Consider the following 23,041-nt stretch of genomic DNA (forward strand, 5'->3'; position numbering starts at 1 on the left):
GACCTGTAAGGTCGTTCCAAGACAAAATCAATTTTTTAGACAAAAACTCAGAACTGCTAGCTTGATCACTAACAAAGCGTCGGGATTAACGAGACGCAAAAGGTAAGAAGGCTCATTTAACATTGTCTATTAAAAGATAAGGCGACTTAAAAACAAGATGCATTTAAGATGAAAAGTCTTAAATGCATAGGTATTAAAAGCAGCGCGTCTAAAAACGGAATGTTAAACAAGCCTCTATTTTAAATAGTCTTAGCGACTAAATCATCTGAATGTTGATTTGGTTGTTGAGAGGTTTAACCTTCTCTTGCAACCTTTTCAGATCTTCAATGACCGCATCATTCAAGCGAGTCTCTGCCTTATGGCGCGTGAGATTCTGCTGCATGCGCTCTTTCTTCGTCAGTTCCTGTCTTGCCTCTCCGCGAGCCATATCTTTTACGATATGGTACAGCTCAGAAAGAGCAGGATACTCAGAATCAAAATCGACACGCTCATCACCCTGAACATTATCCATAATGATACACACTCGGATACTGATCTCAGGTAAGTCACATTGCCCTTGAATGCCCGCTAAGCACAAAGTATTTACGTTTTCGTAAATCGTCGCGTTGCGTTTTTCAATGGCTAGTGCTTGATGCTGCTTTTGCAACTCCGTCTGCTTCTTCACTTGAAGTAGAAGGTAACCTGCGTAAGAGCCCAAGCCGAGAATGATAATTCCACCAGCAATTGCTAATAAGGTTACGTTCACTGGCTATTAACCTTTAAAGCTGTCTAAATCGAAATCTTCGAATTGAGATAGCAAGTCTTCGTCAGAACTCGCTTTCTTCTTAGAGGCAACCGGTGCTTCTTCGAAGATCTCTTCTTCATCGTCTTCTGGCTCTAGTAGACCTAAGCGGCCCATTAGGTGTTCGATACGATCAAGTTTCTCATCAACAAACTTCTGTAGACCAGCACCTAGGTTTTCACCATTTTCGATACGATCTAGCAGTGTGTTCAGTTGAGCATCATTCTCAAGCATCTCTAACTCTTGTTCGTTAGATAGCTTGCGCTCTTGTTTAGTCGGCTTCTTCGCTGGTTCAACGATCAGCGGAATTTTTTTCTTGCTGCCTAAACGAGGGTCACGAGCTTGTGCAGCTTTACGCTGTTTTGCTTCGCTACCATCTGAATGACGGCTGCCAGACTTCAGGCCTTTACGCTTTTTAACACGCTTACGTTCACGACCTTCAACATCAGATTCACTACGGTTACGAGTAACCATAGGCTCCGGAGCGCCAAGTGCTCCCGGCTTTCTTGATTTCTTACTACGACCCATTACTGCACTTTCCTCAGTAAAATTACATCATTTCCAAAAAATTCTAGTTCGAGCTTATCCCGCTCTGCCAAAAACTGGAATGTTTGACGACTAAAGAAGACGACATGTGTCGGGTCATTCTTGTAGTGCCAACCAGCAAACGCGTCTACGTCTATTACTAGTTTAGTCATAAGACCAATCCAGCCCTTGGGTTTAACTAAATTCAACCATTGCTGCCACACTTTGTCTGGGTGATAAAGATGCTCTATCACCTCCGTGGCAGTCATAAAGTCATACGTTTTTTCCAACACAGAGGGTTCTGGGTGGTAATAGATATCGTACAACTCCATGGTGTGTCCGGCTTCTTCTAACATAATAGATAGCGTAGGGCCTGGGCCACAACCAAAATCCAACCCGTGTGAGTTAGATGAAATTTTGTCTGTTAGTGGATCCGCGATGCGAGATAAAAAGCGGCGATAGCCTGCATCACTAGGATCGTTCTCATGGAGATCATAGTGTGCTTTTTCTTCTTTTGCTTCTAACCTTTGTTCAGGCTTAACAAATACCAGTTCACATTGCTGACACTGCAGATAGGCTCTGCGTTTGTCTTCAAAATAGTGATTCACGCCTTGGTGATGGCATAAGGGACAAGTATACATAGCACATCCTTAAACAGGGATGCGAAACATACCAGAAACTGAGTTTATAGTGGAGAGGTATTGGGTGTTTTTTCATCAAATCAATAAAAAAAGCGATAGGAAAACCTATCGCTCTCTAAATCTGCCTATATCGGCCAAAATTTGCATACTCAACTTGGTACACAAATCTCCATTTGTTATTGGTGCTTTCCATGCCAAATTTGTTTGTTGTTCATCGTCCTGATGAGTTTTGGCTATCCTTTTCTAACACCTTGTTGCTGGGCTGTCCTAGCCTGATCCATTTCTGTCTATACCGTTAGACTAGATGATCATCCATATCTAAGTCAGCTCCTAGCTGATGGCGGTTACTTTACCGTGTTACAAAAAGACTACAAGAGTGCGAGTTCACACTTTTGTACACAAATCGATCACACATTGATAAATCAGACATAAACACAAAACGCATTAATAAAACCAATACAAAAGAAAACGCCCCGACCATTACTGATCGGGGCGTCTCTTCAATCTCGCTCGAACGTACATTCCTTTACTCTGGCTAAGAGCAAGAAACCGACAAATTAGTGTAAACCACCAACGTACTTCGATAAGGTATCAATATCAGCGTCTGTTAACTTTTTAGCTACATCACGCATCATCGCATTCATGTCGTTATTACGGTCACCATCGCGGAATTTTTCAAGTTGAGCCTTGATGTAATCTGCGTGCTGACCTGAAATCTTAGGGAAACCAGAAAGTTCGGTACCATTACCACGAGGGCCATGACAAGCAATACACGCCGTTACGCCGCGTTCTGCGTTACCCGCTGTGTAAAGAACCTTACCTTCATCTACTACATTTTCAGGAGTAGAGTTACTAGAGATAGGTAGAGAGGCGTAGTATGCCGCTAGGTCAGCCATATCTTCTTCAGATAAAGGCATCGCCATTGCACCCATTACAGGTTCGTAACGACCTTGCTTACCACCACTTGTCATACCTAGCTTAAGCTCTTTTAACTGCTTCTCTAGATACTTCTCATGTTGACCAGCCAGCTTAGGGTACTGAGTGATCAGGCTGTTGCCGTCAGCACCGTGGCAGGCAACACATGTTTGTGATTTGGCTTTACCAGCTTCAATACTACCTTGAGCCCATACTGAGCAGCTGGCTAAAAGACTCAAAATTAGCGCTAATTTCTTCATGACATTCCATTATAATTATCAAGCTTCCAGTACCACTCTATGTTGCCACTCATGGTACAATAGGCGACCTTATGCCGAGCACGGTTATTTTACACAAATTCACAAAAAAGTAATCAATCGACTACACAAAGTCGAGATGGAGTTAACAGTGAGCGTAAAAATTCATTATCAAAACACGCATTTCATTACCAGTGCACCTGATATTCGTCATTTACCAGAAGACGAAGGGATCGAAATTGCGTTTGCAGGACGCTCCAATGCTGGTAAATCTAGCGCGCTAAATCGCGTTACAAACCAAAAAAGCTTGGCGAAAACCAGTAAAACACCCGGTCGAACTCAGCTAATCAACCTATTTAAGGTAACGGACGGTTGTCATATCGTCGATTTACCTGGATATGGCTTTGCTCAAGTACCACTTGAGATGAAGAAAAAATGGCAGAAGTCGCTAGGTGAATACCTACAACGACGTGAAAGCCTGAAAGGTTTAGTGGTATTGATGGATATCCGTCACCCAATGAAAGACCTTGACCAACAAATGATCTACTGGGCTATCGATAGCCGCATCCCAGTACAGGTTTTGTTAACAAAAGCAGACAAACTGAAAAGTGGTGCGCGTAAAGCACAGCTACTGAAAATCCGTAACGATGCAAAATCTTTCGGTGGTGATGTTGCGGTTGATGTCTTCTCTTCAATGAAGGGCATCGGCGTTGACCAACTGCGTGCCAAGATGGATGAGTGGTTTGCGCCTGCGCTTCTTGCTGATCAAATCATTGATGAGTTAGCAGACGAAGAGCACAACGACTCAGAGTAGTTCCTCTACTTATCGCTATAGGTTAGAGCACTTACAACACGTGATTTAGCCTTATCAATGCCCCTCCTTATATAGGTGGGGTATTTTTTTGCCCAAAAATGAGTGAGTTAAGCATAAGTTTTTAGTGTTAAAAATCGGATTTAGCCACTAAAACCAATAGAAGTGAACCATACTAAAAGACACATCTAAATAATCAGAACAATGAGAAAGGAATACTCATGTGGAAAACACCATTGGCCATCATTGCACTTATGTTGGTCTCACTGACAGGGTTTGCCTCTGAAGCAGAACAAGAACAAGCCCCACTGATCAATGTCGATATGACCTTAGACCTCGATGGCATGGAAAAGTACGCCCAAGATGCGAGTGAGTCTCTTGAGGTGATATCGCAATCTTTGCAGGCGATAGTCAACAACCCCAACCTAAGCGACGACCAGCAACAAGCCCTCAATCAAACCGTTGAAAGCATCAATAAGCTTGCGAGCTCCACCAAGACATCACTCAATCAACTACCACAAGCCTTAGACCAATCTCGACTCGCCTTTAAACAAACCAGTCAAATGCTGTTGGATGATGTTCAGACCAAGATCATCATTGCGTTAGCGGCCGTTATCGCCGTCATTATTATCGCTTTGACCGCTATCTATCTGCTTATCCTGAAACCCATGCAGCAAACCTTGGTAAAAGCGACCAACAATATCTCTTCGATGGCACAATCCATCCAGATCACCGCCGAAGCACTGAAATACAGCACCGAGAAGCAACAGAAAATCATGGATTACATTGAGCATTCACCGACTCAATACACTGATAAATAAGGCGTGAGCCATCAATCCTTTATCGATAACTTGTAAAATAAAAGTTATTTCAAGTGATAAAACAATCGACTTAGAGACGGATTTAAATTACCAAAAGCTGATCGAATTCCAGATCTAAGGCAAATCAGGGGCTTATCACTGTGCTTGAGAAAGTGTAATAAAAGGCACTAAAAATGAGAGGTTTTACGGGGGAATGGTAGGTTGGAAATATTTTTCTTTCGCACAAGAAAAAACGCCCCAGTCAAATACTGACTGGGGCGGCTGAATCAGCCTAATCCAATAACGTGAAACAAAAGGTCTGAAAGATAGAACATCTTACCTCTGTACCCTACAAGATTTAATGTACAACAATTGCTCAGAAATGAAAACAATTTTTGTAGTTTTTTTTCATGAATGTTTTATTAAAACATCTAAGTTCTTTTCACAGCTTATCTTTATTCGAGACAAAAAAAAGCCAGTGTTTGTGCACTGGCTCATACTAATTTGCTTAATAAGGTCAAAAACTGATTAGTGGGCTTGATCCCAGTTATCACCGTGGCCAGCTTCCGCCACAAGCGGCACTTCTAGTTCTGCCGCGGATTCCATCAATTGTTGTACTTTACTTTCAATTTCGGCTAAAGCTGACTCTTCCACTTCAAACACCAATTCATCGTGTACTTGCATCAATAGCTTCACACGACCATCGCCTTCGGCTTGAATCCACTCATCGACTAACAACATCGCTTTCTTGATGATATCTGCCGCTGTACCTTGCATTGGCGCGTTGATCGCTGCGCGTTCAGCCGCTTTACGACGCATACCATTACGAGATTGAATTTCAGGAAGGTGCAAACGACGGCCGTAAATGGTTTCAACGAAGCCTTGCTCTGAAGCCGCGCTGCGTGTGTCTTCCATGTACTGCATTACGCCAGGGTAACGTTCAAAGTAAGTGTCCATGTAGTGCTGTGCTTCCCCACGAGGAATACCCAGTTGCTTAGCCAAACCAAAAGCACTCATACCGTAGATAAGACCGAAGTTAACGGCTTTAGCACGACGACGCTGCTCAGTCGTTACCTGCTCAATATCAACACCAATGATCTCAGCAGCCGTTGCCGCGTGGATATCTTTGCCTTGTTGGAATGCTTCCAGAAGCGCTTTATCACCCGAAAGGTGCGCCATGATACGCAATTCAATTTGAGAGTAATCGACCGCTAGAATCTTCCAGCCATGTTGTGCAACGAATGCTTGGCGGATACGACGACCTTCTTCATTACGAATTGGGATGTTCTGTAGGTTTGGATCTGTTGAAGACAAACGACCCGTTGCTGTCACCGCTTGGTGATAAGACGTATGAACACGACCCGTTTCAGCGTTGATCATCTTCGGTAGTTTATCTGTGTAGGTAGACTTGAGTTTCGCAAGGCCACGATACTCAATGATCAGCTTAGGTAGCGGGTAATCAAGAGCCAGCTCTTGCAGCACTTCTTCGTTGGTTGAAGGTGCACCTGATGGCGTTTTCTTGATAACAGGCAGACCCATTTTCTCAAACAGGATCGCTTGCAGCTGTTTTGGCGAGTTCATGTTGAACTCTTGCTCTGCAATCTCGTAGGCTTTCTGTTCTAGCTCATCCAATCGAACCGCAATCTCTTGCGATTGAGCGCCTAGCAGCATGTCATCGATGAATACGCCAGTGCGTTCAATGCGAGACATAACAGGGATCAGTGGTACTTCGATTTCTTCATAGATGGCTTTTAGCTTTTCATCTTGCTCAATGTTTTCCATCAAACGGTTATGAAGACGTAAAGTCACGTCAGCATCTTCTGCTGCGTATGGAGACGCTTCACCCAGCTCAATCTGGTTGAAAGTAAGCTGCTTCTTACCTTTACCTGCGATTTGCTCAAATGAGATGCAGCTGTGCTGAAGGAAACGCAGCGCTAGGCTATCCATATCATGCTTGCCGCCAACGCTATTAAAAACATAAGACGCTAGCATGGTGTCGTGCTTGATGCCTTTCATCTCGATACCGTAGCGCGCTAAAACGCTCATATCGTACTTCAGGTTTTGACCGACTTTAGCCTGTGCGTCATCTTCAAGAATCGGCTTAAGCTGTTCAAGTACCCAATCACGGTCGAGTTGTTGAGGTGCATCTAGGTAATCATGGGCAACCGGTACGTAAGCGGCAACGCCTTCTTCAGTTGCGAATGATAGACCAACAAGGTTAGCCACCATGTAGTCCAAGCTATCCGTTTCAGTATCAAAGGCAAACACCTCTGACGCTTTCAGTTTCTCTAGCCACGCATTAAAAGAGGCTTCATCTAGGATGGTTTCGTAGTTGCTGCGATCAATCGTCACTGCAGAGGTGTTCATTTCTACAGTAGATGTAGTTGATGCCTCGCTGCTGCGCACTGCACCCGACTTTTCATCCGCCTCAACCACGCCGCTGCCGCCTTCAAGTAGCTCGTTCAACCAAGATTTGAAGACCAGTTGACCGTATAGCTTAATCAGCTCATCCGTGTTTGGTTGGGTTTTTACGAGTGACTCTGGTGTCTCTTCTAGCTCGACGTCCAGTTTGATCGTTGCAAGCTCGTAAGACATCTCAGCGTTGTCTTTATTATCAATCAGCTTCTTAGCCATGGTCTTTGAACCACGGAAGCCAAGCGCCGCAATATCATCTAGGTTTTGGTACAACTTCTCGATGCTACCAATGCCTTGTAGTAGAGCAGTTGCTGTTTTGTCACCAACACCTGGAACGCCAGGAATGTTATCCACTTTATCGCCCATCAGTGCAAGGTAGTCGATAATCAGCTCAGGTGGGATGCCAAACTTCTCTATAACGCCTTCGCGATCCATAACCACGTTGGTCATGGTGTTGATCAAAGTAACGTTGTCATCAACCAGCTGCGCCATATCTTTATCGCCAGTACTGATCAAAACCGGCATGCCCGCTTTAGATGCTTGAGAAGCTAGCGTACCAATCACATCATCCGCTTCAACGCCTGGGATCGAGATAAGTGGTAGACCCATTGCGCGAATCACGTTGTGCAAAGGTTCGATCTGACAACGTAGATCATCCGGCATAGGTGGACGATTAGCCTTGTACTCTGGGTACATGTCATCACGGAACGTCTTTCCTTTTGCATCAAAAATAACCGCAATACGATCAGAAGCAAATTGACGCATCATGCTGCGCAGCATGTTAACTACACCGTAAACAGCGTTAGTTGGGATATCACCATTGCTCATTGTGCCAGGGTAAGCATGGAACGCGCGATATAGGTAAGAAGAGCCATCGATCAGAATCAATGGATTATCAGGAATACGAGCCATAATGTTTGTGTATCCAGTAAGTACAGAAATTATCTGTTAAGAATGCCACGTCTGTTGGTTGGATTCCACGTTGTCGATCTGTATCCGTTCACTCGGTTGTGTTCGTTATAATCGATTTGTTGTTATTTTTTGTTCTTAGACGCAAGCGTTCTGTGGATAACTCTGTTTATATTATTTATCCACCCTGTTGAGAACTACGGTGAACAACTCAAAAAACACCAATAAACAACTGAAAATAAAGAATAATTTTACAGATCGAACAGATGATCAACGATCTTTTCTCGATCTTGCGTTGTGGAAAAGAATGCTGATGGCGTTTTATTCATAAAAATACGTGCCACTAAATATGCATCTTGTTGAAATGGTAGGTATAAAAAAAAGCGACACCCGAAGATGTCGCCTAGCAAAAACCGGTAAAGCCATTCAAATTGAATACCACAGCTCTACCTAAAAGCTATAAATTACACTGGAAGCAATGTGAGCAATGTCGTGTCAAAAAGAACTTAGTACAAGTTCGCGAGAATTCTGTTGGGTAACCAAGTAGATACTTGAGTACTTAACATCCTTGTGAACATTTCCTCATTCCCTAAGACGAAGTTAATAATAATGATTATCATTTAATAGTCAACAATTAAATGATAATGAATCTCATTTGATTTATAAACCGTTAACAGCAGTGCTTAAATTTGCTTCAAAAAATGGATTCTATGGTCATTAATGTCTTCTTTTTCTTCAAATCTTTCGATTAGGTAACCGTTTCTCAATAACAGGCGCAACATTGCAGGGAACTGGTTACGAGACTTAACCTTTAACTGTCTGTAGCCCTGCTCTTTCGCCCACTGTTCCTGAACGTCTAATTGCGCCTGTGCAACGCCTTTGTTCCTCGCGAGCGGTGACACGCCACCAAACCAGCTGTAAAAAGTATCTTGATCCAATTCATAGCCGATCTTAAAACCAAGCAGCACCCCAGCCTCTTCTGCCACTAAGATCAGGTTCTTCTTGCCTGATAATCGCTCTGAAAGAGAAGCAACACTCTCTTTTTTAGCAAACTCAGAGATCTGCTCCACAATCGAAACCACTTCTTCCAGTGAGCCTTCACGTACGATGACTGACATCTTATTTCATCCTCATAAACGAAAGGGCTGGCACAATGGCCAACCCTTTTGGTGATCAGTTAAGCAACGCTAGATCGTTACTTTTCTTTTAGGTGTTCTGCTGCTTGTGCATTGTCTTCTGCAAGCCACTCAGCCACATCTTTAGCGAAGTAAGTCAGAATGCCATCGGCACCCGCACGCTTAAAGCACAGCAGTGATTCCATAACGGTGTCGCGCTCTTTCAGCCAACCGTTTTGAATTGCTGCTTTGTGCATCGCGTATTCACCAGATACTTGGTAAGCAAATGTCGGCGCTTGCAGTTCATATTTCACACGGCGCACGATGTCTAGGTAAGGCATACCTGGTTTCACCATTACCATGTCTGCACCTTCATTAAGATCCATCGCCACTTCGTGAATTGCTTCATCGCTGTTTGCAGGATCCATCTGGTAGTTCTTCTTGTTACCACCTTTCAGGTTCGAAGCACTGCCAACGGCATCACGGAATGGACCGTAGTAGCAAGATGCATACTTCGCCGAGTAAGCCATGATTTGGGTATGAATATGACCCGCTTCTTCTAATGCTTCACGGATTTTACCAATACGACCATCCATCATATCCGATGGTGCAACCACATCAGCGCCCGCTTCAGCATGAGACAAAGCCTGCTTGATCAGGACTTCAGTCGTCTCATCGTTCATCACGTAGCCATCTTCATCGATGATGCCGTCTTGGCCATGTGTGGTGAACGGGTCTAGTGCTACATCTGTGATAACACCAATGTTTGGCACATGTTCTTTTAATGAGCGTACTGCACGCTGAACCAAACCTTCTGAGTTATGGGCCTCAGCTGCGCATAAACTTTTAGCATCTTGGTTCACGACTGGAAATAGAGCAATCGCAGGAACACCCAGCTTTGACAGGTAATCTGCTTCCTCAAGCATGTAGTCGATCGACAAGCGTTCAACACCTGGCATTGACTCGACAGGCTCGCGGCGGTCTTTACCCATCAGGATAAACATTGGGTAGATTAGATCATCCACAGACAATTGATTTTCTGCCATTAGGCGACGGCTAAAGTCGTGCTTACGCATACGGCGCATACGGCGACCTGGGAATTGACCTTGAATTGAAACAGACACTAGATTCTCCTTGCCTAGTCTAAGCACCGAAATACTTAGATATGAAAAGTGCTAAATACAGGCAAAAGCATATCACTGATGGCTCAGGACGCTAGCAGTAAAATATGAAACCCACTCAAAAATAGGGATAAATGGCAAAAAATGACCTTCTCCTCACACTGCCGTATACTCATGACAACTCAGTAAAGACCGCTTTCAGGACAAAACAATGATCGACACCCATGCTCATATTTACGCTAGTGAATTCGATGAAGACCGCGAACAAGTTGTGCAGCGCGCACTGGCTCAAGGGATTGATACCATTCTATTGCCGAACATCGATTTAGAATCTATCGAACCAATGTTAGCAACAGAAGCGCAGTTTCCTGATGTGTGCCGTTCAATGATGGGCTTACACCCTTGTTATGTGGATGCGAATATCGAGCAAACCCTCAAAACCATTCGAGCTTGGTTTGATAAGCATGACTTTATCGCCGTGGGTGAGATTGGTATCGACTTGTACTGGGATAAAACCTTCAAGGCTGAACAAGAGATGGCGTTTGTGACTCAACTGCAGTGGGCAAAAGAGCTTGATCTACCTGTGGTGATCCACACTCGTGATTCCATTGAAGAGACACTTGCCCTACTTCGTAAAGAACAAGATGGCAGCTTACGCGGGGTATTCCACTGCTTTGGTAGCAGCTTAGAGGAAGCTCAAGCGATCAACGAGCTAGGCTTTCATTTAGGTTTAGGCGGCGTTTCGACCTTTAAGAACTCTGGGATGGACAAGGTGATCCCACATCTCGATATGGATTACGTCATTCTAGAGACAGATTGCCCATACTTGGCACCAACACCGAATCGCGGTAAACGCAATGAACCAGCCTACACAGAATTAGTAGCAAAACGCATCGCCGAATTACGCGGAATTACCCTTGAAGAAGTCGAAAACATAACCACCAAAAATGCTAAGGCATTGTTTAATTTATGACAAATCTATTAATAAGTAATTATTACGGATTTTTCCTGAATTTATTTGAGAAAACTAAGTGACATGTATAGTATCAACCACCTGCATATGGGGATAGTTGATTATGTGTGACCATTCACAACACTTACAACGTCAACATCGAACCCTATGGCATAAAATTTTGGGCATCAAAGAGCTCTATATATGTCAGAACTGTGGCTATCAGTTAAAGATTCGATAAACAGACATAATAAAAAAGCGGCCCTAGGCCGCTTTTTTATTATGTGATTTTTACTGAAGCATTCCGAATCAAGATTCAGCTTCTTCCTCTTCATCCGCATCTGGCTTACGCGTATAAAAGCGTGCGAAAAACAGACCAATCTCAAACAGAATACACATTGGAATCGCCAACAGTGTTTGCGAGATCATATCTGGTGGTGTCAGCATCATACCGATGATGAAAGCACCCACCACAATGTAAGGACGCTTTTCAGACAGAGATTGAGGCGTTGTTGCCCCCGTCCAACACAACAAGATAATCGCAACAGGCACTTCAAAGGCAATACCAAAAGCAAAGAACAGCGCGAGTACAAAATCAAGATAGCTTGAGATGTCGGTTGCGAACTCTACTCCCCCTAATGATATGGCCGTAAAAAAGCCAAATACCAACGGGAATACAATAAAGTAAGCGAACGCCACACCACAGTAAAACAGCAATGAACTTGAAGCCAATAGCGGCATGATCAAGCGTTTTTCATGCTTGTATAAACCCGGAGCAACAAAAGCCCACACCTGATACAAAATAAACGGAACCGCGAGGAATATAGACGCGATCAAGGTTAATTTCAGCGGTGTGAAAAATGGCGATGCAACATCGGTTGCGATCATCGTCGCCCCTTCCGGTAGACGATCTACCAAAGGTGCTGATACGAATTCATAAATATCATTAGCAAAATAAATTAGCCCGACAAATATCACTAGCACCGCGACAATCGCACGTAGTAGGCGATTACGTAGTTCTAGAAGGTGGCTAATTAAAGGCTGTGTCTGCTCAGTCGAAGACATGTCAAACCTCTTAAACAGGAAGATCGAAAAGGAGCCGCGCGTGTATCTATCCAGTTGAATTGGTATCCACTTGAATAGTTATTTACTTGAATAGATATCTATTTAAACATCTAGCGAATCAAGTATCCGGCGACTCCTCCTTGCGAGACTATTCGGCTTTCTTATCTGACGGTGCTGAAGCTTCGCTGTTGACCTGAATGGTTTCAGATTCCACAGTTTCCATGACACTAGGTTTAGTCTCACTTGGCTTATCAGACTCAGGCTTAGCATACGGACGTTGAACCTCAGCAGCGGCCTGCTTGAGTTCATCGACTGACGCTTTAAGGTCTGGAGATAAATCTTCCATACCCATTTTTTCCGCCTTGCGTAGGTTTTCTTGCAGCTCTTGCACCTTAAGCTCATGAGAAAGTTCATCTTTCACACTGTTTGCCATGCTTTTCGCTTGTCCAACAAACTTGGAAATACTGCGAATCGCCACGGGCAAACGCTCAGGCCCTAAAACCACTAACCCAACGACAGATATTAATACCAGTTCCCAAAAACCGATATCAAACACGATTTACGCCTGCTCTTTGTCTTTCTTTGTTTCAGCAGTTGTTTCAGCGTGAGCTTCTGTCTTCTGCTGTTCAATATTCTTTGGTTCGAAGTCTGCATCTTTCTTATCTGCAGGCTTGTCTTCATCGCTCATCGCTTTTTTGAAGCCTTTAACCGCTGAACCTAAGTCACCACCCATACCGCGCAGTTTCTTTGTTCCGAATAGCAAAATTACAATTACAGCAATGATTAGAAGTTGCCAAATACTGATACCACCCATTGTCATTGTCCTCGGGTCTGTCTACACATAAAAATATTAAGAGAGTCTACTGTCTAACGACGGTAAGCTCGCCAACTAAGCAACCAAAATGTGACACCTGCGATGCCACAGCCCATAGATAGCTGCTCATAAGGGCTTGAAACTAATATTGCGGAGCATACGACTAAAGTGGCTCCAACGCCAAACAAAAACTTTCCAGTTGCTTGCTGACGCTTACTATCTCGGTAACCTTGATAAAGCTGATCCATTCTGTGGTTCATCGCTTTACCTTGGCGCAAGCTGTCATAAAGTAGCTCTGGCAGCTCTGGCAGTTTTTCTGCCCAGAATGGCGCACGCTCTTTTACTGCGTTGATCACAGCTTGCGGCCCCACCTGATTCATCATCCAGGTTTCAAGGAAAGGCTTCGCCGTTGCCCACAAATCAAGTTGCGGATACAGCTGACGGCCTAGGCCTTCGACATACAGCAAGGTCTTTTGCAGAAGCACCAACTGAGGTTGAACCTCCATGTTGAAACGTCTTGCTGTATTAAATAAGTTTAGCAACACATGGCCAAATGAGATCTCGCCAAGTGGTTTTGCAAAGATTGGCTCACACACCATACGGATCGCGAACTCAAAATCATTGACGTTAGTGTCGTGTGGCACCCACCCCGAATCAACGTGTAGCTCAGCAACTTTACGGTAATCTCGATTGAAGAAAGCCAACAAGTTCTCTGCTAAATAGCGCTTATCTTCGCTATTGAGCGTACCAACAATGCCACAATCCAAACCAATCCACTGAGGGTTATCTGGATTCTCTGGGTTAACAAATACGTTGCCCGGGTGCATGTCTGCATGGAAAAAGCTATCTCGGAATACTTGGGTGAAGAATACCGTCACACCGCGTTCCGCGAGCAATTTCATGTTGGTGCCGTTGGCTTCTAGCGTCTCAATATCGGAGACTTGAATACCATAGATTCGCTCTGACACCATCAGGGTTTCGCTGCTTAGATCAGGGATAACCTCTGGAACATACAGCTCTTCACTGCCTTCAAAATTACGTCGCAGTTGAATGGCATTGGCCGCCTCACGGCGCAGGTCGAGTTCATCAAGTAACGTTTTCTCGTACTCGTGAACCACTTCAACCGGTTTCAAACGACGTGCTTCAGGAAGCGACTTAGCGACTATACGCGCCATTCGGTGCATCAGTTTTAGATCTGCGTCAATCACCGGGCGAATATCAGGTCGAATGACCTTCAGAACAATCTCGCGACCGCTCTCTTTAAGCTTTGCGGTATGCACCTGAGCAATAGAAGCAGAAGCCAGTGGCTCGATATCAAAGTCGGTAAACCAGTTGTCTAAACTGCCACCCAACGCCTTTTCCATATCTTGCTTCGCCAATTGACCATCAAACGGCGCAACTTGGTCTTGCAACAACGCCAACTGATCGGCGATATGAGGAGGGAACAGATCACGACGTGTCGACATCATCTGTCCAAACTTGATCCACACTGGACCAAGTTCTTGCAGCGCAAGGCGCAAGCGATGACCCAACTCTTTATCTTGATGCTTGTTCTTGAGCCAAAACAGTGACTTTCGCGCCAACAAAGGGGCTTTAGTCAGTTGGTGTTCCGGCATCAACTCATCAAGGCCGTATTCCAACTGTACCTTGATAATATGATAAAGACGTTTCAGTTCTGCTGGGGTCATGCTTTCTCCAACAGAGCGTTCAACTTAGCTTCAAGACGAGCAGCAGAGCTTTTTACGTCATCAACTTGGTCGCAAAAATGCGCGACTTCTAACGGTGCAGGTGCGATCTTCCACTCTTCAGTCAGAACTTGAGCAACATGATTTTGATGCTTAGTTGCCTGTTTTGCTACAAAGCCACCGACGTTTTTAACGCCTTGCACCAAGGTATGCGCAACCACATCACCCGTTACGCGCGATAACCACTCTTCCAAATCAGGCTTGCAGTCTGTCATCAGTTGAGCGAATTTCTGAGCCAGTTGAATATCACCTTCTAAGATCAGCTTATCTTGCTTGATCAGCTTGGTGATGTTCGATTGCTCACGCAGTTCAGGTAACACCGATAGGTTCAAAGATAGGTAGCAGTCAGGCTGCCCTTCGTATTCTGACAACACATCAATCTGTTGGCTGAAAACGAAAGTGAGTGTTTTATTCAACTCTTTCAAATTGACTTGAATGATCTGCCCCTTTAAACGAGACAAACGACGAACCAGTGCTGGATCATCGTTCACGAAAGTATTTAAAGAGGTTTCAATAACCGCGGTTACCAATGGATCAAATGGCATGACTGTCCTTACCTTTGAAAACGGATAAGCCTTAACCTATCCGTTCTATCTTTATTCTTATTGTTTAGCACGCTCAGCGAGCCTGCTACCAAGCTCGACTAGAACTTGTAACCGCGGTGCAGCGCAACAATGCCGCCCGTTAGGTTGAAGTATTTTGTATTTTCAAAGCCCGCTTCTTGCATCATGCCTTCCAAAGTCTCTTGATTTGGGTGCATACGAATAGATTCTGCAAGGTAACGGTAGCTGTCTGCATCGTTAGCAATCAACTCACCCATTTTTGGCAACAGGTGGAAAGAGTATGCGTCGTAAACCTTTGATAGTGGCTCAAGCACTGGCTTAGAAAACTCAAGAACCAACAGACGGCCACCCGGCTTAAGTACGCGGTACATAGAACGCAGCGCTTGGTCTTTATCGGTTACGTTACGCAGACAGAAGCTGATCGTAATGCAATCGAAGTAGTTATCTGGGAATGGCAACTCTTCAGCGTTCGCTTGTACGTAGTGTACGTTGCCAACAATGCCGCTATCACGCAGCTTATCACGGCCAACATTCAGCATTGAGTTGTTGATATCAGCAAGAACCACGTGGCCTTTTTCACCAACGATACGCGAGAATTTCGCAGTAAGGTCGCCAGTACCACCACCAAGATCTAGGATACGCTGACCAGGGCGAACGCCACTGCAATCAATCGTGAATCGCTTCCACAAGCGGTGAACACCACCCGACATTAAGTCATTCATGATGTCGTATTTAGCGGCTACAGAGTGAAATACCTCTGCTACTTTCGCGACTTTTTCGTCTTTCGCGACTGTTTCGAAACCAAAGTGTGTGGTTTCTGACTCTACTGCTGAATTTGTCTGCACGCTTGTGTCCATAATGCTGTTATCTACCATGGTAAGTTCTCATCGACAGCACGCTCCGTGTTTAGAGGCGCTGCGGCCGATTAGTTTACTTTATCCTCAGTAGGTTGTCTTTCTACTAAAGAGACATTTTCTGAAAAAGCCTCATTTTGAGCCATTTCAGCCAAGCCTACCGAAATCGGTTTCTTCACCTCAACACCGAGTTGCTTGAAGCTTTCGGCCTGACGAATCACGTTGCCTCGCCCTGTGACTAGCTTATTCATCGCCCCTTGATAACTTTGGTTTGCTCTATCAAGTGAGCTGCCAAGGCCTTCCATATCATCAACAAACAGGCGCAGCTTGTCGTAAAGCTTGCTCGCACGTTCTGCGATAACCTGTGCGTTCTGGTTCTGTCTGTCGTTACGCCACAGGTTATCAATGGTACGCAGTGCCACCAGCAAAGTGGTTGGGCTGACCAAGATGATATTTTGCTCCATCGCGTCTTTCACCAAGCTAGGATCCGCCTGAATCGCCACTTGGAATGCTGGTTCAACCGGAATAAACATCAACACGTAATCCAGACTCTGTATGCCTTTGAGCTGATGATAATCTTTCTGGCTCAAGCCTTTGATGTGCGCTCGCAGTGACACCAAGTGATCGCGCAATGCAGCATCGCGTTGCTGATCGGTTTCGGCATTGAAATAGCGTTCAAATGCCACCAGCGCCATTTTTGAATCGACCACCACTTGCTTGTCTTGTGGCAGATGCACAATCACATCTGGCTGGTAACGCTTGCCCGCATCGTTTTGCAGGTTCACTTGAGTTTGGTATTCATGACCTTCGCGCAGCCCTGATTCTGCCAGCACCCGTGCCAGTACTACTTCGCCCCAGTTACCCTGCTGTTTATTATCGCCCTTTAGTGCTTGGGTCAGATTAACCGCTTCACGTGTCATGCTCTCATTAAGACGTTGCAGGTTTTTAAGCTCATGAACTAAGGTATGACGCTCTTTGGCTTCTTGGCTAAAGCTGTCGTTCACTTGTTTCTTGAAGCCTTCCAACTGCTCTCTCAATGGAGACAACAAACCTTCTAGGCTCTGTTTATTTTGCTGATCGACCTTAGCGGTTTTGCTCTCAAACAGTTGATTCGCTAACAGTTCGAACTGCTGCTTAAGTCGAGATTCGGCTTGCTCTAGCAACTGTAGCTTTTCGCTATTGGCGAGGTTTTCTTGGTCGTGTCTTGCTTCTTGTTCGCGCAGCTCAGCTTCTAATTCAGACTTATGATCCTTAAGCACATTGATCTCATCGGCGTACTGCTGGCGCTCTTGCTTCACAGCCTCAAAGTAGCGCAGCTTTTCCATCGCAGCCATCACCTTACCGTGCGCTTGCTTGAGCTCGAATGCCGCTTTGTCTCGGTCATCATCTAACTCATTGAGTTCTTGTTGCGCCTCTGCGAGTGATACTTTGAGCTGAGATTGCTGAGATTCATGCAACAAACGATCGGACTCTAGCTGCTGCTCGAGCAATCGCTGCTGAAAAGAGAGCTTCTGTTTAATCCACCAACCCACCACACCGCCGCTGACGAGCGCGCCAGAAATTGCAGCAATAAGCGTTGCCTGATGTTCGATAATCCATTGCATGATAATGATTTAGCCTAATTTGAAGTAACTCATTAAATGGTATTTTGATACTGGATAAATGTCCAGTTTGCCGTATTAAAATTCGACAGATAGACTAGGCGCTCCGTATTCTGTCCCATCAAATTAGAATGAGTTGCCATGAACGAACGTCGTGCCTTGGGCTTTGGCCTTTCCGCAGTACTGCTGTGGTCAACGGTCGCTACTGCTTTTAAGCTGACCCTTGCTGAGTTTTCACCTATTCAAATGCTGACCATCGCTAGCATTGTGTCGTCGATTGCGTTGATCGCAGTCTGCGCCTTTCAAGGCAAACTTTCTCAGCTGAGTACAACGTTCCTTTCAAACCCTTGGTATTACCTGCTGCTCGGCTTGGTTAACCCATTGGCTTATTACCTGATTCTATTCAAAGCCTACGACCTGCTGCCCGCTTCTCAAGCTCAAGCCATCAACTACAGCTGGGCTATCACGCTAACCTTAATGGCGGCGGTTTTTCTGGGGCAAAAGATTCGTAAGCAAGATTGGATTGCGTGTACCTTCAGCTATGCGGGTGTGGTAGTTATTGCCACCAAAGGAGATGTGTTAGGCATGCAGTTCGATAGTCCACTCGGTGTGGCACTGGCGCTGCTTTCTACTCTGCTTTGGGCGGGATATTGGATTCTCAACACCAAAAACAAGGCGGACCCTGTGATTGGCGTATTGCTTGGTTTCTTAGTGGCATTACCTTTCGCGATCGGTTTAACCCTTTACGAAGGCGAGAGCTTTAGTCAAATCACAGCAAAAGGTTGGATGGCTGTGACTTACGTAGGCCTGTTCGAGATGGGCATTACCTTTGTCTTGTGGCTCTCGGCATTAAAACTGACCAACAACACAGCGCGTATCAGCAATCTGATTTTTGCCTCACCGTTTATCTCGTTGATGCTACTTTCCACGATTATCGGCGAAGAGATTCACCCAGCGACCCTGTTTGGCTTGGTACTGATCATTACCGGCCTTGTTATCCAGCAGATCAAGTTTTCAAAAAACAAACCGGCGTAAATAAGAGCTAAAAGATTCAATTGAGCACGAAAAGCTATCGATAAAGTCGAATCTAGAGCTAGAGCACAATGTTAGATACAAAAATGGCGAGTCGTATAACTCGCCATTTTTATATAATTTAAAATCTAGTGAGTAAGCTAAAAGCTTAAACCCACTGACCAGCAGTAAAGCCTGAACTCCAACACCATTGGAAGTTGTAACCACCAAGCCAGCCCGTTACGTCCATCACCTCACCAACGAAGAATAAGCCTTTGATGTTCTTACATTCCATGGTTTTTGAAGAGAGGTGATCGGTATCAACGCCACCAAGAGTAACTTCCGCCGTACGGTAACCTTCTGTGCCATTTGGTGCGATTTTCCAGTTTTCTAGATGCTCAACAATGCCATTAAGCTGCTTTTCGTTGAACTGCTTAAGCGGTTTGTCTTCCAGCTCTTTACGGTCAATCAATACCTCAACAAAACGCTTAGGTAATACTTTTGCCAATGTGTTCTTTAAGCTCTGATTTGGATGCTTCTCACGAGAGTTCGCCAACAACTCAGTCACATCAGCTTCTGGTACTAGATTAATCGAAACCGATTGACCCGCTTTCCAGAACGAAGAAATTTGCAATACCGAAGGACCAGATAAGCCGCGGTGGGTAAACAGCAACGCTTCTTTGAATAAGGTGCCGTCTTGCGCGGTGATCTCGGCAGGAATCGCGATTCCTGAAAGCTCAGCGAAATCTTCTTTATCTTCTTTATGCAGAGTAAATGGTACTAAGCCTGCGGTAGTTGGCATCACAGACAAACCAAATTGCTCGGCAATCTTGTAGCCAAATGGCGTTGCGCCCAGCTTAGGCATCGACAAACCACCTGTCGCCACAACCAGTGAGTCACACTCAACTTCGTCGGTATTGAGGTGCATCTTGAAGCCAGCGTCTGTTTTTTCGATGGAGTGAACATCACAACGGTAGCGTTGTTCGACTTTCGCCTGCTTACACTCGTCAAGCAGCATGCTCACGATATCTTTTGCTGTGTGGTCATTCACACAGAACAACTGGCCGTGATCACGCTCTTCGAACTCAATACCGTACTTGCTCACCATCGAGATAAAATCCCAGTTGGTGTATTGAGATAAAGCTGACTTCACGAAGTGAGGGTTGTTACACAGGAAGTTGTTGGCTGAAACATCATAGTTAGTGAAGTTACAACGACCGCCACCTGAGATTAAAATTTTTCTGCCTGGTTTCTTTGCATGATCAACCACCAGCACTCGTCGGCCACGTTTACCAGCTTCCGCAGCACACATTAAGCCTGCGGCGCCCGCACCAATTACGATTACATCAAATTTTTCACTCATGTGGTTCTGCTTTTCTTCACTTTTGCAGCCCGAGTACACCCTGTTCTCGAAATGCCATCAATAAAAAAGGATGTGCATAAACAGCACATCCTTACTAATTGCTCGCTATTTTAGCGGCAATTTTAAACTTTGCAATTGATGTTCAATTGTACAATTTGCAGACAGCAGCAAAACCACTACTTGGCTTAGCGAACCAACAACCAAAGCTTCACACCAAAACCTAAGCTCTACTTCACACGTACTAAAAAACTTAGACGATGAAAGAAGAGAGCAAGGTTACACCTAACAGAGCGGACGAGAGTATGAATAACTGTCTTACACGATCGCACTTCGAAGTAAAAACTTCGTCATGATGATGGTGATACTCTTTGCTTTTGATGTAACTGAACAGGCGAACCTGTTTGGTCATATTGCCATGGGTTGTAAAAAAACCGCCTCCGTCTACTTGTTGATAAAGTAGAGGATGCGCTTCTCGCATAATATAAATGAGCGTTCTTAGCGCAGTAAAATAACGCGCCCAGTTCACGCAAGTCACAACCATTAGTGCAAATAGAATAGTGTCGCCGCTGATCATCCTTTCCTCCCTACATCTTCATAAGAAAACTCAAAAGAAAAAGATAATCAGTGTCTTTCTCGTACTACCTAAACGGCAGGAGCTTCCATAATTGAAGATGAACCATCTTTTGCCAATTGCGCTAGGTCTTTATCAATAAAGAACAGTGCTTTACCGTCTTCACCAACAAGTTCTAGCTTATCCAATACACCTTTAAACAACTTCTCTTCTTCGTGTTGCTCTGCAACGTACCATTGCAGGAAGTTAAAGGTTGAGTAGTCTTGTGTGCTGAAAGCAACGTGAGCCAGTTTGTTGATCTTTTCAGTAATCATCTGCTCATGTTCATAAGTTTCACGGAACACTGCGCCAAGGCTTTCGAATTCGTGTTTTGGTGCTTCAATTGCACCTAGAATTGGCATTGCACCTGTTTCGCTTACGTAAGTGAAAAGACGCTGCATATGCTCCATTTCTTCTACTGCATGAACACGCAGAAACTCGGCTGCACCTTCAAATCCTTTGTCTTCACACCAAGCACTCATTTGTAAGTATAGATTGGATGAGAAAAATTCTAGGTTAATTTGATCATTCAGTTGCTCAACCATAGTTTTTGACAGCATTTAAGACTCCTAATTACATCCTCAATTTTCTCTACTATATCACTATTTAATGAATATCTCGCAGGCCATTAGTTAACCAATATTTCGAGCTGTCATTACGCAAGACAGTGGATATGAGATCACTTCAGCAAAAAAAGCCATCGCATAGTGCTAATCTTAAATCAGACAATGAATAAAGGAGGTAGCGATATGAGTTACAAACATATTTTGGTCGCGGTCGATTTATCAGAAGACAGCAAATTAATTGTGGATAAAGCGGTAGCATTGGCTAAGCCATTGGAAGCCAAAGTCTCTTTTATCCATATCGATATTAACTACGCAGAGCTGTATACCGGCCTGATTGATATCAACATGGCCGAAACCCAGCACAACGCGATGGAAGCGTCTCGTATTCAGCTGCAAAATTTTGCGGAGCACGCCCAATACCCGATCACCCATACCCTAGTAGGCAGTGGTGATTTGAGTCATGAGCTGTGTGACACCATCAACGAGTTCAATGTTGATCTCGTGGTTTGCGGTCACCATCAAGACTTTTGGAGCAAGCTGCTCTCTTCAACACGCCAACTGATCAACGCCTCTCCGGTTGATATGCTGGTCGTGCCTCTAAGAGATTCAGAAGACTAATGATTTAAGGTTAGGTAACATACAGCTCATATCTTATTAACGAAGTTTTACTATGAGCTATTTAGCTGGTGTTACCCTCCTATGGGCCTTCTCCTTTAGCCTGATCGGCGTTTACCTTGCGGGTCAGGTTGATTCTTGGTTCTCTGTTTTAATGCGTGTTGCCCTTGCCGGCGTCGTATTTCTTCCTTTCCTAAAGTTTCGCGGCGTATCGCGTAAGCTGATCGCTAAATTGATGGCAATTGGTGGTATCCAGCTTGGCCTGATGTACTGCTTCTACTATCAATCTTTCTTACTGCTATCCGTTCCTGAAGTCCTTTTGTTTACCGTTTTCACGCCAATTTACGTCACGCTTATTTATGACTTTCTCAAAGGGCAATTCTCTCCGTGGTACCTAGTGACAGCGGCAATTGCGGTATTGGGCGCGGTATTCATTAAGTTCGCAGGTATTAACGAAAACTTTTTAGTCGGCTTCCTCGTCGTGCAAGGCGCGAACCTGTGCTTTGCTATTGGTCAGGTGGGCTACAAGGTGGTGATGGAGAAGGAATCGACCGAGTTGCCTCAGCGAACCGTATTTGGTTACTTCTACTTAGGGGCGCTATGTGTCGCGTCAGTGGCTTTCATGCTACTAGGCAACCCAGAGAAACTGCCCACCACCACACTTCAATGGGGAATCCTGATCTACCTTGGCTTGATTGCGTCGGGGCTGGGTTACTTTATATGGAATAAAGGCGCGTGCATGGTGAATGCTGGCGCGCTGGCAGTGATGAACAATGCCTTGGTTCCTGCTGGTCTGGTGGTGAATATCCTGATTTGGAACAGAGATGTCGATTTGGTTCGCTTGTCTATTGGTGGCGCCGTTATCTTATTCTCTTTATTCGTCAATGAGACGTGGGTGAAGAAGCGCGTAGCAAGATCCGCAAGCAACGCTTAGCTGATTTGAACGAGCTACATGAGTCAGCTCGGATAACCCCAATCGAGTAGGAGGAGGC

At 44.8% G+C, this 23,041-nt stretch carries 23 protein-coding genes; 6 read left to right on the forward strand and 17 right to left on the reverse strand.

Features of this window, described 5'->3' with window-relative positions; all coding sequences use genetic code 11:
* Positions 1–256 precede the first annotated feature (256 nt).
* The 4 genes from AB4371_RS08435 to AB4371_RS08450 form a co-directional block, all read right to left on the reverse strand.
* Positions 257–745, reverse strand: coding sequence for a DUF2489 domain-containing protein (locus tag AB4371_RS08435; RefSeq protein WP_017060164.1), 489 nt, complete (start codon positions 743–745; stop codon positions 257–259).
* Positions 746–751: 6 nt separating this feature from the next.
* Positions 752–1,309, reverse strand: a complete 558-nt coding sequence (gene yihI / locus AB4371_RS08440) for a Der GTPase-activating protein YihI (protein ID WP_017060163.1) — start codon at positions 1,307–1,309, stop codon at positions 752–754.
* Positions 1,309–1,947, reverse strand: a complete 639-nt coding sequence (locus AB4371_RS08445; RefSeq protein ID WP_010433503.1) for a class I SAM-dependent methyltransferase — start codon at positions 1,945–1,947, stop codon at positions 1,309–1,311. Before AB4371_RS08445 ends, yihI begins: the two co-directional genes overlap by 1 nt.
* 557 nt (positions 1,948–2,504) lie before the next feature.
* Positions 2,505–3,122 carry a cytochrome c gene (locus AB4371_RS08450; RefSeq protein ID WP_012602993.1) on the reverse strand — a complete coding sequence of 206 codons (618 nt, stop codon included), beginning with the start codon at positions 3,120–3,122 and terminating at the stop codon, positions 2,505–2,507.
* Between the two features lie 148 nt (positions 3,123–3,270).
* Here AB4371_RS08450 and yihA point away from each other — a divergent pair, with 148 nt between their 5' ends.
* Together yihA and AB4371_RS08460 are read left to right on the forward strand one after the other, a co-directional pair.
* Positions 3,271–3,933 carry a ribosome biogenesis GTP-binding protein YihA/YsxC gene (yihA, locus tag AB4371_RS08455; protein WP_372051193.1) on the forward strand — a complete coding sequence of 221 codons (663 nt, stop codon included), beginning with the start codon at positions 3,271–3,273 and terminating at the stop codon, positions 3,931–3,933.
* A 218-nt stretch (positions 3,934–4,151) separates the two neighbouring features.
* Entirely contained in the window at positions 4,152–4,751 is a 600-nt protein-coding gene (locus AB4371_RS08460; RefSeq protein WP_102332592.1) for a GTP-binding protein, read from the forward strand.
* Positions 4,752–5,258: 507 nt separating this feature from the next.
* Here the strand turns inward: AB4371_RS08460 and polA are convergent.
* The 3 genes from polA to hemB all read right to left on the reverse strand — a co-directional run bounded on the left by polA (position 5,259) and on the right by hemB (position 10,293).
* A complete protein-coding gene (gene polA, locus AB4371_RS08465; protein WP_372149436.1) occupies positions 5,259–8,057 on the reverse strand; it encodes a DNA polymerase I in 2,799 nt (932 codons plus the stop codon).
* Between the two features lie 680 nt (positions 8,058–8,737).
* Positions 8,738–9,172, reverse strand: coding sequence for a GNAT family N-acetyltransferase (locus AB4371_RS08470; protein WP_372149438.1), 435 nt, complete (start codon positions 9,170–9,172; stop codon positions 8,738–8,740).
* Positions 9,173–9,249: 77 nt separating this feature from the next.
* Positions 9,250–10,293, reverse strand: a complete 1,044-nt coding sequence (hemB, locus tag AB4371_RS08475) for a porphobilinogen synthase (protein WP_372149440.1) — start codon at positions 10,291–10,293, stop codon at positions 9,250–9,252.
* Positions 10,294–10,501: 208 nt separating this feature from the next.
* Here hemB and AB4371_RS08480 point away from each other — a divergent pair, with 208 nt between their 5' ends.
* Positions 10,502–11,263: a TatD family hydrolase gene (locus AB4371_RS08480; protein WP_017063053.1), complete on the forward strand. Its 762-nt coding sequence runs from the start codon at positions 10,502–10,504 to the stop codon at positions 11,261–11,263.
* Positions 11,264–11,551: 288 nt separating this feature from the next.
* Here AB4371_RS08480 and tatC read toward each other — a convergent pair whose 3' ends face one another.
* The 7 genes from tatC to rmuC form a co-directional block, all read right to left on the reverse strand.
* Positions 11,552–12,307: a twin-arginine translocase subunit TatC gene (tatC, locus tag AB4371_RS08485; RefSeq protein ID WP_017060156.1), complete on the reverse strand. Its 756-nt coding sequence runs from the start codon at positions 12,305–12,307 to the stop codon at positions 11,552–11,554.
* A 148-nt stretch (positions 12,308–12,455) separates the two neighbouring features.
* Positions 12,456–12,863: a Sec-independent protein translocase protein TatB gene (gene tatB, locus AB4371_RS08490; RefSeq protein ID WP_017060155.1), complete on the reverse strand. Its 408-nt coding sequence runs from the start codon at positions 12,861–12,863 to the stop codon at positions 12,456–12,458.
* Between the two features lie 3 nt (positions 12,864–12,866).
* Positions 12,867–13,121 (reverse strand): Sec-independent protein translocase subunit TatA, encoded by a 255-nt coding sequence (gene tatA / locus AB4371_RS08495; protein WP_017060154.1) that lies wholly within the window; start codon positions 13,119–13,121, stop codon positions 12,867–12,869.
* A gap of 53 nt (positions 13,122–13,174) precedes the next feature.
* Positions 13,175–14,809: a ubiquinone biosynthesis regulatory protein kinase UbiB gene (gene ubiB / locus AB4371_RS08500; protein WP_017065813.1), complete on the reverse strand. Its 1,635-nt coding sequence runs from the start codon at positions 14,807–14,809 to the stop codon at positions 13,175–13,177.
* Positions 14,806–15,411 carry an SCP2 domain-containing protein gene (locus AB4371_RS08505; RefSeq protein ID WP_017063051.1) on the reverse strand — a complete coding sequence of 202 codons (606 nt, stop codon included), beginning with the start codon at positions 15,409–15,411 and terminating at the stop codon, positions 14,806–14,808. The genes ubiB and AB4371_RS08505 overlap by 4 nt, the downstream gene beginning before the upstream one ends.
* Before the next feature lie 98 nt (positions 15,412–15,509).
* On the reverse strand, positions 15,510–16,289 hold the full coding sequence (gene ubiE, locus AB4371_RS08510) for a bifunctional demethylmenaquinone methyltransferase/2-methoxy-6-polyprenyl-1,4-benzoquinol methylase UbiE (protein ID WP_026012235.1): 780 nt from the start codon (positions 16,287–16,289) through the stop codon (positions 15,510–15,512).
* 65 nt (positions 16,290–16,354) lie between these two features.
* Positions 16,355–17,887, reverse strand: a complete 1,533-nt coding sequence (gene rmuC, locus AB4371_RS08515; RefSeq protein WP_372149443.1) for a DNA recombination protein RmuC — start codon at positions 17,885–17,887, stop codon at positions 16,355–16,357.
* 138 nt (positions 17,888–18,025) lie between these two features.
* Here rmuC and AB4371_RS08520 point away from each other — a divergent pair, with 138 nt between their 5' ends.
* Entirely contained in the window at positions 18,026–18,919 is an 894-nt protein-coding gene (locus AB4371_RS08520; protein ID WP_102320563.1) for a DMT family transporter, read from the forward strand.
* 145 nt (positions 18,920–19,064) lie between these two features.
* Here AB4371_RS08520 and AB4371_RS08525 read toward each other — a convergent pair whose 3' ends face one another.
* From AB4371_RS08525 to ftnA, 3 genes are all read right to left on the reverse strand, one after another.
* On the reverse strand, positions 19,065–20,258 hold the full coding sequence (locus AB4371_RS08525; protein ID WP_372149446.1) for an NAD(P)/FAD-dependent oxidoreductase: 1,194 nt from the start codon (positions 20,256–20,258) through the stop codon (positions 19,065–19,067).
* A gap of 250 nt (positions 20,259–20,508) precedes the next feature.
* Positions 20,509–20,832, reverse strand: coding sequence for a universal stress protein UspB (gene uspB / locus AB4371_RS08530; RefSeq protein WP_009848060.1), 324 nt, complete (start codon positions 20,830–20,832; stop codon positions 20,509–20,511).
* 68 nt (positions 20,833–20,900) lie between these two features.
* Entirely contained in the window at positions 20,901–21,428 is a 528-nt protein-coding gene (gene ftnA / locus AB4371_RS08535; protein WP_017066029.1) for a non-heme ferritin, read from the reverse strand.
* 189 nt (positions 21,429–21,617) lie between these two features.
* Between ftnA and uspA the strand changes: the two genes are divergently transcribed.
* Both uspA and AB4371_RS08545 read left to right on the forward strand, forming a co-directional pair.
* A complete protein-coding gene (gene uspA, locus AB4371_RS08540; RefSeq protein WP_017060149.1) occupies positions 21,618–22,052 on the forward strand; it encodes a universal stress protein UspA in 435 nt (144 codons plus the stop codon).
* Positions 22,053–22,104: 52 nt separating this feature from the next.
* Entirely contained in the window at positions 22,105–22,983 is an 879-nt protein-coding gene (locus tag AB4371_RS08545; RefSeq protein ID WP_372149448.1) for a carboxylate/amino acid/amine transporter, read from the forward strand.
* Positions 22,984–23,041 lie beyond the last annotated feature (58 nt).

Source organism: Vibrio sp. 10N.261.51.A3 (assembly GCF_041471965.1).
GTDB lineage: Bacteria > Pseudomonadota > Gammaproteobacteria > Enterobacterales > Vibrionaceae > Vibrio > Vibrio crassostreae_C.